This is a genomic window from Pseudomaricurvus sp. HS19, assembly GCF_009857815.1.
In the GTDB taxonomy this organism is placed as follows: domain Bacteria; phylum Pseudomonadota; class Gammaproteobacteria; order Pseudomonadales; family Cellvibrionaceae; genus Pseudomaricurvus.
Genome location: NZ_WVVW01000010.1, coordinates 26,141 through 38,456, shown reverse-complemented (window position 1 = coordinate 38,456; position 12,316 = coordinate 26,141). Strand labels below are relative to the sequence as shown.

At 61.4% G+C, this 12,316-nt stretch carries 11 protein-coding genes; 10 read left to right on the top strand and 1 reads right to left on the bottom strand.

Features of this window, described 5'->3' with window-relative positions:
* Positions 1–40 precede the first annotated feature (40 nt).
* The 8 genes from prmA to coq7 all read left to right on the top strand — a co-directional run bounded on the left by prmA (position 41) and on the right by coq7 (position 10,059).
* Entirely contained in the window at positions 41–934 is an 894-nt protein-coding gene (prmA, locus tag GSF27_RS13380; protein WP_160969931.1) for a 50S ribosomal protein L11 methyltransferase, read from the top strand.
* Positions 935–1,054: 120 nt separating this feature from the next.
* On the top strand, positions 1,055–2,449 hold the full coding sequence (locus GSF27_RS13375) for a DUF3426 domain-containing protein (RefSeq protein WP_160969929.1): 1,395 nt from the start codon (positions 1,055–1,057) through the stop codon (positions 2,447–2,449).
* Between the two features lie 275 nt (positions 2,450–2,724).
* Positions 2,725–3,714, top strand: coding sequence for a tRNA dihydrouridine synthase DusB (gene dusB, locus GSF27_RS13370; RefSeq protein ID WP_160969927.1), 990 nt, complete (start codon positions 2,725–2,727; stop codon positions 3,712–3,714).
* Positions 3,711–4,022 carry a DNA-binding transcriptional regulator Fis gene (fis, locus tag GSF27_RS13365; protein WP_160969925.1) on the top strand — a complete coding sequence of 104 codons (312 nt, stop codon included), beginning with the start codon at positions 3,711–3,713 and terminating at the stop codon, positions 4,020–4,022. Before dusB ends, fis begins: the two co-directional genes overlap by 4 nt.
* 180 nt (positions 4,023–4,202) lie before the next feature.
* On the top strand, positions 4,203–5,777 hold the full coding sequence (gene purH, locus GSF27_RS13360) for a bifunctional phosphoribosylaminoimidazolecarboxamide formyltransferase/IMP cyclohydrolase (protein WP_160969923.1): 1,575 nt from the start codon (positions 4,203–4,205) through the stop codon (positions 5,775–5,777).
* Positions 5,778–5,898: 121 nt separating this feature from the next.
* Positions 5,899–7,185 (top strand): phosphoribosylamine--glycine ligase, encoded by a 1,287-nt coding sequence (gene purD, locus GSF27_RS13355; protein WP_160969921.1) that lies wholly within the window; start codon positions 5,899–5,901, stop codon positions 7,183–7,185.
* Between the two features lie 154 nt (positions 7,186–7,339).
* Positions 7,340–9,304, top strand: a complete 1,965-nt coding sequence (locus GSF27_RS13350; protein ID WP_160969919.1) for a response regulator — start codon at positions 7,340–7,342, stop codon at positions 9,302–9,304.
* Between the two features lie 110 nt (positions 9,305–9,414).
* Entirely contained in the window at positions 9,415–10,059 is a 645-nt protein-coding gene (gene coq7 / locus GSF27_RS13345; RefSeq protein WP_160969917.1) for a 2-polyprenyl-3-methyl-6-methoxy-1,4-benzoquinone monooxygenase, read from the top strand.
* Between the two features lie 65 nt (positions 10,060–10,124).
* Here coq7 and GSF27_RS13340 read toward each other — a convergent pair whose 3' ends face one another.
* Complete coding sequence (locus GSF27_RS13340; RefSeq protein ID WP_160969915.1) at positions 10,125–10,550, bottom strand: OsmC family protein; 426 nt, start codon at positions 10,548–10,550, stop codon at positions 10,125–10,127.
* Between the two features lie 377 nt (positions 10,551–10,927).
* Here GSF27_RS13340 and crp point away from each other — a divergent pair, with 377 nt between their 5' ends.
* Both crp and GSF27_RS13330 read left to right on the top strand, forming a co-directional pair.
* A complete protein-coding gene (gene crp, locus GSF27_RS13335; RefSeq protein WP_160969913.1) occupies positions 10,928–11,563 on the top strand; it encodes a cAMP-activated global transcriptional regulator CRP in 636 nt (211 codons plus the stop codon).
* A gap of 75 nt (positions 11,564–11,638) precedes the next feature.
* On the top strand, positions 11,639–12,232 hold the full coding sequence (locus GSF27_RS13330) for an SCO family protein (protein ID WP_160969911.1): 594 nt from the start codon (positions 11,639–11,641) through the stop codon (positions 12,230–12,232).
* The last annotated feature ends 84 nt before the right edge of the window (positions 12,233–12,316 follow it).

Sequence of the window (12,316 nt, the reverse complement as noted above, 5' to 3'; positions counted from 1 at the left end):
GAAAAAGCCCAATCCCGCACGTTATCCCCAAGGAGTTGCCATGCCCTGGCTGCAATTGCGAGTCGATACCAGCCGCCAACAGGCCGAAGCGGTCGAAGATGCCCTGCTGGCCGCCGGCGCGGTTTCCGTTACCCTGCAGGATAACGCCGACCAACCCATTCTGGAGCCGGCACTGGGTGAGACGCCACTGTGGGACCAGACCCGGGTGACGGCGTTGTTCGACGCCAGCATCGATACCGACATCGCTACCCACATCGCCAGCAGCGTGCTCGGCACAGCCCTGCCCCAGCACCAGTGGGAGCAGCTGGAAGATCGTGACTGGGAGCGGGAATGGATGCAGAACTACCACCCCATCCACTGCGGCGGCGACCTCTGGATCTGCCCCAGCTGGCTGGAGCCTCCGGAGCCGCAAGCGGTCAACCTGATGCTGGACCCGGGACTGGCCTTCGGTACCGGCACCCACCCCACCACCTTCATGTGCCTGCAGTGGCTGGCACAGCAGTCCGACCTGCAGAACACCAGCGTGATCGACTTTGGCTGCGGCTCCGGCATCCTCGGTATTGCCGCCCTGCTGCTGGGATCCGACAAGGTCACCGGCACCGACATCGATCCCCAGGCGCTGATCGCCAGCGAGGAAAATGCCCGCCGCAACGGCATTGCCCCGGAGCGCTTTCCGGTCTGTTTGCCACAGGACTGCCCTCCGGCACCGGCGGATATTGTGCTGGCCAACATCCTGGCCGGCCCGCTGGTAGAACTGGCCCCCACCCTCAGCGACCTGACCGCCGCCGGCGGCCGACTCTGCCTGTCCGGCATTCTCGCCACCCAGGCGGAGACAGTGATGGCAGCCTATCGCCCCTGGTTCGAATTTGATGCCCCGCGCCTGCAGGATGAGTGGGTCTGTCTCAGCGCCCGTAAACGCGCAGCGGCCGAATAAGAGCGGAAACAGGCTACCAGATCATAGATCGCGGCAGCCGCCAGCGGCATCTGTTTACCCCCGTCAGAGGAAGGACTAAACTCTGCCGCTGCCGATAATCTCCAGGGAACCTTCAAGCGCATGGCCGAGCGGATCACCTGCTGCCCCCATTGCAGCACCTCCTTTCGCGTTACCGATGCCCAGCTGCAAACCGCCAAGGGCGCGGTGCGCTGCGGCTCCTGCCTGCAAATTTTTCGCGCCCTGGATCACCTGGAAGAGGCTGCCGCGGCCACACCGGACGCAGCCCCCGCAGCGGCAACCTCGCCTTTCGACTCCGACGACGTCTTCGCCCCCGACAACAGCGAAGAGGGGTTCAGCAGATCAGGCGGCGACCGTTTTGACCCCCATCGCTGGGATGATGCCTACGAAGACTCCGGCGCAGACGACCATCCGGACCTGGATGACAATGAGCTGATTTCGGACGACATGGACAAGGATGACGGCGACGACCTCCACCTCGGTGAGCTGAGCGACGCCTTCCTCGAGGAAGCGCAGGGGCGGAAAGGCTCCCTGTTTGATCGTCCGGCCAGAATGCGTGAAACCCGCAACGATGACCACTCGGACGAATCATGGGCCCTCAACCTGCTGGAGGAGATCGAAGGGGAAGAGCAGAGCCCGAATTCAGAGTCAGGGTCAGACCCTGATGACGACATGCAGTCGCTGCAGCACCAGTTCCGCGACACCGACGACCTGGACAGCTCCCTCAGCCCGACAGATTTCGGTGAGCTCACCTCATTCGGCACAGAAGCTGGGGACAATGACCAGCTCCACAACTACGACCGCAATGACGCCGGCAGCTTTCACGTCGAAGAAGAGCAAGAGGATGACGATCACCTGCTGCAGGAGCTGGGAGAGTCACATCACAATGACGAACCCCTCTTCCGCCTCGCCGGCGATCCCGAACCGCGTCCCGCCACCGCCGAACGCACATCGTTTGTTGACGCTATTGCACCGGCACCGGTGGAGATGGACTGGCACCCGCCGGCCTCGCCCTGGCCGAAGCGGCTACTGTGGGGCAGCCTGAGCCTGCTGGCTCTGCTGGTGCTGGCCGCTCAGTACGGCTGGTATCGCTTTGACGACCTCAGCCGCCAGCAACCCTGGCGCAACGTCTACGCTCAGGTCTGCCCGCTGATCGGTTGCCAGCTGCCTTCGCTCTACGCTCCCGAGAAGGTCAAGGCCTACAACCTGGTGGTACGCAGCCATCCACGCACCCAGGGCGCCCTGGTGGTGGACAGCATCCTGCTGAATACCGCCGGCTTTGAACAGCCTTTCCCCGATTTCGTGCTTGCCTTCAGCAGCCTGCATGGCGAGCAGCTGGCCGCCCGTCGCTTCACACCACGGGAGTACCTGGGCGGCGAACTGGCCGGCGCCACCATGATGCCACCGGGACAACCGGTGCACATTTCCCTGGAGCTGGTTGACCCGGGCGCCGATGCGGTCAACTACACGGCACACATCCCCACCGACACACCCTGAACCACACCAAAAACCGTACTCAACAGGACCGAAATTGCCCTGTCGGCAAGCCCCTGCAAGGCTCTTCCGGCAGGGGCAAGGAATGTCTATTTTCCCGCCCCTGTCAACGCCTATTTTTTCAGCAATCTGTGCAAATTGTGCTTTTAAAGCAGCGCTTATCGCGGGTATCATAGCCCCCCTTTCTGAACCGCCCCGGCTCGCAACAGCGCCCCGGCGGTCAGTCAGACGGTTCGAAAAAGCGGCTCACACCGCACTGGTTACACTTGGGGTGCATCTTGTTTCATATCGGTCCTTACCACATTGAAAAGCAGGTGGTATTGGCGCCCATGGCGGGCGTAACCGATCGCCCTTTCCGCCAGTTGTGTCGACAGCAAGGAGCCGGACTGGTGGTCTCCGAGATGGTCACCAGCGACACCAGCCTCTGGCACAGCCGCAAATCGCAGACCCGACTCAACCACAGTGGCGAGGCCGAGCCCCGCTCCGTACAGATCGCCGGTGGTGATCCGTTCATGATGGCCGAGGCCGCGCGCATGAACGTCGAGCGTGGCGCCCAGATTATCGACATCAATATGGGCTGCCCGGCGAAAAAGGTCTGCAAGAAAGCCGCCGGCTCGGCGCTGCTGCGTGACGAACAACTGGTGGCCGATATCCTCGGTGCGGTTACCGCCGCCGTGGACGTACCGGTGACCCTGAAGATTCGCACCGGCTGGAGCCCGGACCAACGCAACGGTGTACGCATTGCCCGCATTGCCGAGGAGAACGGTATTGCCGCCCTCGCCGTGCACGGTCGCACCCGCGCCTGCGCCTATAAGGGCGAAGCCGAATACGACACTATTGCCGCCATTGTCGATGCCGTGACCATTCCGGTGATTGCCAACGGTGATATCGATTCACCCATGAAGGCCCGCGAGGTGCTGCAACGCACTGGTGCGCAGGCGGTCATGGTGGGGCGTGCCGCTCAGGGCAGGCCCTGGATTTTCAGGGAAATTACCCATTTCCTGACGACCGGAGAAACTCTGCAACCGCCAACGGCTGACGAGGTCCGGTCAATTTTGCTGGCTCATCTGCGTGAGCTGCACCACTTCTACGGTGACTTTATGGGCGCAAGAATTGCCCGCAAGCACGTCGGGTGGTACCTGAAAACCCTCGCCGGAAGCGAGGATTTTCGCCAGACATTCAATCACATTGAAAATGCTCAAGAGCAATACGCCAGCGTTCAGAATTTTTTTGAACAGCTGATAACGAAAGAGGATAAAGCGGCATGAACACTGCTGAAGCGCTAATGGCTGATGCGCCAATTGAACTGACCAGCCCTATCACCGAACCCACTCCCGCTGCCAGCCAGAACCAGTCGCTGCGTGACTGTGTGGAACAGGCCATGAGCAACTACTTCAAGCACCTGGACGGCCAGTCTGTCAGTGCTGTCTACGACCTGGTGATGGCGGAAGTGGAAGCGCCGATGCTGGAAGTGGTCATGAAGTACACCCGTCACAACCAGACCAAGGCGGCACAGGTACTGGGCCTCAACCGTGGCACCCTGCGCAAGAAACTCAAGCAGTACGGCCTGCTGTAAGACAGCAACGCGCCAATTTGCGGAAAGGGTGAGCATGTCTCGCCCTTCTTCGTTTAAAACACAAGCGTAAAGCAGTAACGAATTCCCAAAGAGGTCTGATGTTCGATAAGGGCCGCTCGCTGAGCCACACTTATTCAACATCCGCCTTCGACTCTGTAACTTTCGACAACGGAAGCACCCATGACTCAACTTGTTAAGGTTCAGCGCGCTCTCATCAGTGTCTCTGACAAAACCGGCATCGTGGAATTTGCCCAGGCCCTGAATGGCTTCGGCGTGGAAATCCTCTCCACTGGTGGCACCTACCGACTGCTCAAGGACAACGGCGTCCCGGCAGTGGAAGTGTCCGACTACACCGGATTCCCGGAAATGATGGACGGCCGCGTCAAAACCCTGCACCCGAAAGTGCACGGCGGCATCCTCGGCCGTCGCGGCACCGATGACGCCGTCATGGGCGAGCACGGCATCAAGCCCATCGACATGGTTGTGGTCAACCTCTACCCCTTCAAGGCCACTGTTGCCGACCCCAACTGTGACCTGCCCACCGCCATCGAAAACATCGACATCGGCGGTCCAACCATGGTGCGCTCCGCCGCCAAGAACCACAAAGATGTGGCCATCGTCGTCAACGCCCACAGCTACGACACAGTGCTGGAAGAGATGAACGCCAACGACGGCGCCCTCGGTTACGAGACCCGTTACGACCTGATGGTGCAGGCATTTGAGCACACCGCCCAGTACGACGGCATGATTGCCAACCACTTCGGCGCCCGCAACACCAGCAACGAAGCCCGCAGTTTCCCCAACACCTACAACGTGCAGTACGAGCTGGCGCAGGAAATGCGTTACGGCGAAAACCCGCACCAGCAGGCCGCCTTCTACGTCGAAGCCGACGCGCCGGAAGCCTCTGTTGCCACCGCCACCCAGATCCAGGGCAAGGAGCTGTCGTTCAACAACGTGGCCGATACCGACGCGGCACTGGAAACCGTCAAGCTGTTCGACGAGCCCGCCTGTGTCATCGTCAAGCACGCCAACCCCTGTGGTGTTGCCGTAGCGGCCGATATCAAGACCGCCTACGAACTGGCCTTTGCCACCGACCCTGAATCCGCCTTCGGTGGGATCATCGCCTTCAACCGCGAGCTGGATGCCGAGACCGCTCAGCTGATCGTCAACAAGCAGTTCTCCGAAGTGATCATCGCCCCGAAAGTTTCCGCCGCAGCCGCCGAAGCAGTGTCTGCCAAGAAAAACGTACGCCTGCTGGAGTGTGGCGAGTGGGGCGCCGAGCGCCCCACCGCGTTCGACTACAAGCGCGTGAACGGCGGCCTGCTGATCCAGGAAAAAGACAACGGCATGGTCAACAAGGCCGACCTGAAAGTGGTCACCAAAGCACAGCCAAGCGCTGAGCAAATGGACGAACTGCTGTTCGCCTGGAAGGTGGCGAAGATGGTCAAGTCCAACGCCATTATCTACGCCAAAGACGGCCGCACCATCGGTGTGGGCGCCGGCCAGATGAGCCGCGTGAACTCCGCCCGCATCGCCGCCATCAAGGCCGAGCATGCCGGTCTGGAAGTGAAAGGTGCGGTTATGGCATCCGACGCCTTCTTCCCCTTCCGCGACGGTATCGACAATGCCGCCAAGGTGGGCATCAGTGCGGTGATCCAGCCTGGCGGCTCCATGCGCGATGACGAAGTGATCGCGGCTGCGGACGAGCACGGCATGGCGATGGTGTTCACCGGCATGCGTCACTTCCGTCACTGAGTTACCGAGGGGGCTGCAAGAGCCCCCTTTTGTTTGTTTTTTGAGTTGTGTTGTTGCGCTCTCAAGGGCGTAACAGCAACCAGCAGATTACTGCACATCCCAGCGTATAAGGGAAAACACTATGAACGTATTAGTCATCGGTAACGGCGGTCGCGAACACGCCCTGGCCTGGAAAGCTGCCCGCAACCCGGCCGTAGAAACCGTCTTCGTCGCCCCCGGCAATGCCGGCACCGCCACCGAGCCCGGTCTGCAGAACGTCGCCATCGACGTTATGGACTTTGCCAAGCTGGCGGAGTTTGCCCGCGCCAACGATTGCGGCCTCACCATTGTCGGCCCCGAAGCGCCACTGGTGGGTGGTGTAGTGAACTACTTCACCGAGCAGGGCCTGCGCTGCTTTGGCCCCTCCAAAGGCGCCGCGCAACTGGAGGGCTCCAAGGCCTTTACCAAGGACTTCCTCGCCCGCCACAACATCCCCACGGCCGAGTACCAGAACTTCACCGAGGTGGAGCCGGCCCTGGCCTACCTGCGTGAAAAAGGTGCCCCTATCGTAGTGAAAGCCGACGGTCTGGCCGCCGGCAAAGGCGTGATTGTGGCTGAAACCCTGCAGCAGGCCGAAGAAGCGGTTACCGATATGCTCTCCGGCAATGCCTTCGGCGACGCCGGCTGTCGCGTGGTGATCGAGGAGTTCCTCGATGGCGAAGAAGCCAGCTTCATTGTGGTGGTGGATGGCAAGAACGTCGTGGCCATGGCCACCAGCCAGGACCACAAGCGCGTTGGCGACCAGGACAGCGGCCCCAACACCGGTGGCATGGGTGCTTACTCCCCGGCTCCGGTAGTCACTGCCGAGATCCATCAGCGAGTGATGGACGAGGTGATCTACCCCACCGTCAACGGCATGGCCGCTGAAGGTAATGACTACACCGGCTTTTTGTATGCGGGCCTGATGATCATGGCCGACGGCACCCCCAAAGTGATCGAGTACAACTGCCGCTTCGGCGATCCGGAGACCCAGCCCATCATGCTGCGCCTGCAGTCCGACCTGGTGGACCTCTGCAACGCCGCCATCGATGGCAAGCTGGCCGACAAGACCACCGAGTGGGATCCGCGCTGCGCCGTGGGCGTGGTACTGGCCGCCGGCGGCTACCCGGGCGACTACCGCAAGGGTGATGTTATCTCCGGCATTCCGGCGGAGAGTGAAGGCAAGAAAGTGTTCCACGCCGGCACCAAGCTGGTGGACGGCGAGGTGGTGACCAACGGCGGCCGCGTGCTCTGCGCCACAGCCCTGGGCACCAGCGTTACCGAAGCCCAGCAGAAAGCCTACGAACTGGTGCAACAGATCCAGTGGGCTGACGTCTACTTCCGCAACGATATCGGCTATCGCGCCATCGCTCGCGAACAGCAGGACTGATACCGCGCTCCCCCCAGCTGCCCGGCATTACGTCGGGCAGCTGCCCTCTTATTGCAAAACCATCTAAAAACCCGGTTCACAGCCCCGGGCTGGCAAGCTAGCATCCGCCTCTGGATTCGACCCCCTCCCTATAACAATAACCGAGACGGTCGCTATGCTCCCCACGCCCCCGCGCTACGCCGGTGCAAGCCGCCTGTTGCTCATTCTGCTGACGTGTACAGTCGCGCACAGCGCCAACGCATCCGATACCTTTCAGTACCTGTTCGACAACACGGTCAACACCGTCACTGATACATCCACCGCGGCACTGCTGGGTGCGCTGGTGATGCTGGTAGTGATTAACCTGGCCCAGGCCTGGTCACAGAAAGAGAAACTCAACCTGTGGCTGGCGCTGCAGATTGCCAGCATCAGTCTGCTGATCGGCGCCAGCTGGGTGGAGTCTCACGGCCAGCTGAACCTGGCACCACACTGGCTGAACCCCCGTACCTTTATGCTGCTGGCCATTAGCACCCAGCTCTGCCTGGTGTTGCGCTGGCCTGCAGACACAGCACCGCCCCACCGTTATCAGCAGCTGTTTGTTGGCGTCCAGCTGATTCTGCTGGCAGCCCTGGCGCTGCTGCCGGGCCGGCAGGAGGCACACCTGTTTGACAGTCATTGGCTGTTCTTCGCCAGCATGACACTGTCCGCTCTCTACCTGCTACAGCTGGGCCTGCAGGGAGCCCCGCTCGCCACCCAGACCGGGCGCCTGAAACTGGCACTGATCACCGTCGCCAGCGTCTGCTACTGGTGGTTCCCCCAAGCGGAGACAACACAACCCCTGGCGGCTTACTGGCTGAGCCTGTTGCTGGCCATCATCGATGCCACCTTCTGTACCTATGCGGTAATCCGCATCTCCATTAATTCAGCCCAGCGTCGCCTGCAACAGCACTACCAGCGCGCCCTGCACGCGCGCCTGCGCCGGCAGTACACCAACACGCTGAAACAGGCCGAGCGGGAACTGCGGACCCCCTTGAGCGGCATGGTGGGCACCGCCGAGCTGCTGCTGGAGAGTCCGCTCAGCCGCTCCCAGATGGAACAGGTCAACACCCTGCGGCGCGCCGGAGAAGGGCTGCTGAAATGGCTCAACCGCATTCACGACTGGCGCTCGCTGGAGAAGGGCAGCCTGTCACCCAATGTGGTGCCCTTCGACTTCGAGCACCTGCTCAACACCCTCTGCGAAGATGCCCGCCTGCGGGCCGAAGAACGTAAAATCCGCTTTATCTACCATCACAACCCCAAGACACCGACCCTCACCAAAGGCGATCCCGAGCGATTGAAGCAGATCCTCGGTACCGTTCTGGAGGTGGTGCTATGGTTCAGTCAACGGGGCGAAATTGACCTGCAGCTGGTACGCGCCGACGGGAGGCACCAATGGCTGCTGCAGATCCGCGATAACAACAGCACCCTGGACGAAGCGGAAATCCGCCTGTTGCAGGAGCACTACGACGAGCGCGACGCTGCCGACAGCGATACCCTGCACCGCAACTGGCGTATGGCATGCGCACTGGCGCGATTGCTGGAGGGCGACATCACCATCACACCCGAGACGGGGAGCACCGTGCTGTATGAATGCCAGCTGGTGCTGCCGCGCTACTCCCTGCTGCAACACCATGAACATCACTACGATCGCCTGCTGCAGAAAAAGCGTCTGCTGGTGGTGGATGGCAACCGCTCCAGTCGCCTGCTGCTGAGCCAGCGCGCCGGCAACTGGGGCATGCAGGTGTCGGCGGCGCCCAGCGCCGAGGAGGCCCTCAACCTGCTGGCCCAAACCACCCGCGAAGGCGAATGTTTCGATGCCGTGGTACTGGATTTCGACCTCCCCGCCATGAACGGGCTGCAGTTGGCGGAACAGCTGCAGCGGGCCGGGGCACCGGTGATCGTCATGCTTACCGGCGTCAACGATGGTCCCGGTGAGCTGCGTGCCCGTCAGGCCGGTATCAGCCGCCAGCTGCACAAACCCATCAGTGAAAAGAGCCTCAAGATTTGCCTGGCGGAAGAGCTGACCCTGCGTCAGGCCATGACCCGGCAGGTGCCGGTGGCGGACAGTGCCAGCATCGTCGCCGGTAACGCAGCGCTGTAGCACAGGTCGCGGAGTCCCTGGCGGCTGGAAACCCAATTTGCGTTCTGTCAATTTCAGACGTCGCCCAAGTTGGTTACAATGGCCCTTCATGCACCCGCAGGTTGAAGCCCATGTCCCAGCGCCAACTCTCCGTCCTCGACGAACTGCTCTCGCAGGCAGACAAGGCCTTGCGCACCCTGGCGCCGGGCAAGGTGAGCCACACCCGCCCCTCCCCCGCCACGGCCCACGCCGAAGCGGAGCTTAGCGCTGCCGAACGCCGACACGCTGCCGGCCTGATGCGGGTGAATCACTCCGGAGAAGTCTGCGCCCAGGCGCTCTATCAGGGTCAGGCTCTCACCGCCAAACTGCCGGCAGTACGACGTGAAATGGAGCAGGCGGCCGACGAAGAGGTGGATCACCTGGCCTGGTGCCAGGAGCGCATTCACAACCTCGGCAGCCACACCTCGGTACTCAACCCCCTGTGGTACGGCCTCTCCTTTGGTATCGGTGCTACCGCGGGCCTGCTGTCAGACCGTATCAGCCTGGGTTTCGTCGCCGCTACCGAAGATCAGGTATGTCGCCACCTGCAGAGTCACCTGCAGGAGCTGCCCGCCGACGACCAGAAGAGCCGGGCGGTGGTGGAAGTGATGCTTGATGACGAGGCCCGTCACGCCCACACCGCCCTGCAGGCGGGTGGTGTGCGCTTTCCGAAGCCGGTAAAAGGGTTGATGAGCCTGGTCTCCAGGGCCATGACCAAGACCAGTTACCGCGTCTGACCTCAGGCCACGACCTCAGGCCGCGGGGCAGAGGCTGCCGGGCGGCCGCCTCCGACAGGAGTCACTCAGAGCTCCGCCTCGACAATTTCATAACCGTGAGTCACGGCCACGCCAGCCGCTTCCATCATAATGGTGGCAGAACAGTATTTGGTGGCTGACAGCTCCACCGCGCGCTTCACCTGAGCCTCCTTGAGGCCTACACCGGTCACGACGAACTTCATATCGATGCGGGTAAACGGCGACGGCACACCCTCGGCACGCTCGGCTTCCAGCTCTACCCGGCAATCCAGCACTTTCTGGCGGGCCTTGGAGAGAATGCTCATGACATCAAAAGAGGCGCAGCCTCCCATGCCCAGCAACAGCATCTCCATGGGACGCACACCCAGGTTGCGACCGCCTTTATCCGGTGGGCCATCCATCACTACTGCGTGGCCGCTGCCGGACTCCCCCAGAAACATGGCGTTATCAACCCACTTAACCGTTGCCTTCATACCTCTTCCTCTATATCAGTAAGTGCCTGCCCCGACTTTATGTGTAGGCCGCACCGCAGTGCCCGGGCCGGGGCCGGCCTCAAAATCCGGATGCGCAAGCCTACCACAAAGCCCTGCCGGAGCGCAGGACTGGCACGCCCGGAGATCATTGTTTGACCAGATTTGCAAACCCCCAATGGCGCTGGACAGATAACGGGTTCACAAAGAGAATGAACAGAGGTACGCAAGTCTGGCCTGTCGTTTCGATAACCGACATAATGCGTCGGCATTATGTTAAGCCGTCAGAGCTTTGAGACCGGCGGTTGGCAAGTAAAATAAAAGCGATTAGGGTATAAAACTTCGGGCCTGTGGCCCCGCACTTCACTGAGGATAATCCATTGGTTGCCGTTTCATTGACACCGCACATCAAGAACGTGGACGAATTTCTCAGCCACTGTCACCGCCGTCGCTACCCGGCCAAAAGCACACTGATCTACGCCGGCGACAAGAGTGACTCGCTTTATTACATCATCAAGGGCTCCGTCACCGTTCTGATTGAAGACGACGAAGGCCGTGAGATGATTGTCGCCTACCTGAATGACGGCGACTTTTTTGGGGAAATGGGGCTGTTTGAACAGCAGGACTCTCGCAGTGCCTGGGTTCGCGCCAAAACCGAATGCGAAGTGGCCGAGATCAGTTACAGCAAATTCCAGGAACTGACGGAAGATCATCCCGAATTCCTCTTTGCCCTGGGCAAGCAGATGGCCAAGCGCCTGCGCAACACCACACGCAAGGTCGGCGACCTGGCGTTCCTGGATGTTACCGGTCGCGTCGCCCGCACCCTGCTGGATCTCTGCAAAGAGCCCGACGCCATGACCCACCCTGACGGCATGCAGATCAAGATCACCCGCCAGGAGATCGGCCGTATCGTCGGCTGCTCCCGGGAGATGGTGGGACGGGTACTGAAAACCCTGGAGGATCAGGGGCTGGTATCGGTCAAGGGCAAGACCATGGTGGTGTTCGGCACCCGCTAAGGGCAGCCGCTACACCGCCTGTAATCAGGGCAGTCTCTGTCGTGACTGCCCCGTCACCTTCAGGGGAGCATGCCTGTGGCAGGTTCACGGAGTTACGGGGTTTTCGCTATCACCGCGCTGGGCGTAGCCGCTGTCATGCTGCTGGCCCTGTCGCTGGTCAAACCGCAAGCCGTCGACCTGCACGGCATGCCACTGCAGCGCAGCGCCGCTGAATTCACCGCCAACGCCTACGACGGCACCCCGGTCAGCCTCTCCGGACTGCAGGACAAACCCACCTATCTCTCCTTCGGCTATCGCCACTGCAGCGAAACCTGCCCCGCCCAACTGGCCACCCTCAAACAGCTTTACGGGCAACTGGGTGATCAGGTGAATTACGTCTGGATCAGCCTCGACCCCGCCAGCGACCGCGAACTGCCACCGCTGCGGGACAAACAGGACTTCCCCGCCCTGCTGGAACTGTTCCCCGCCGATAATGCCGCCGCCGACACCCTGGCCGCCAGCTACCTGGCGTCGGTAAAGCGTATCCCCGGGGCCGAAACCAACGGCATTGCCCACAGCAGCCATATCTACCTGATCGACACCCAGGGCAAGTTGCGGGTGATCTACCAGGGCACACAGGTCACCGCCGCCATGATGCAGCAGGATGCCGAGCGGCTGCGGCTGCTTTAAGACCCAAACGACCCACGTGCGAGCTCTTGGCGATGTCATCGACAGGCATAAAAAAACGGAGCCCATAGCTCCGTTTTTTTGTCT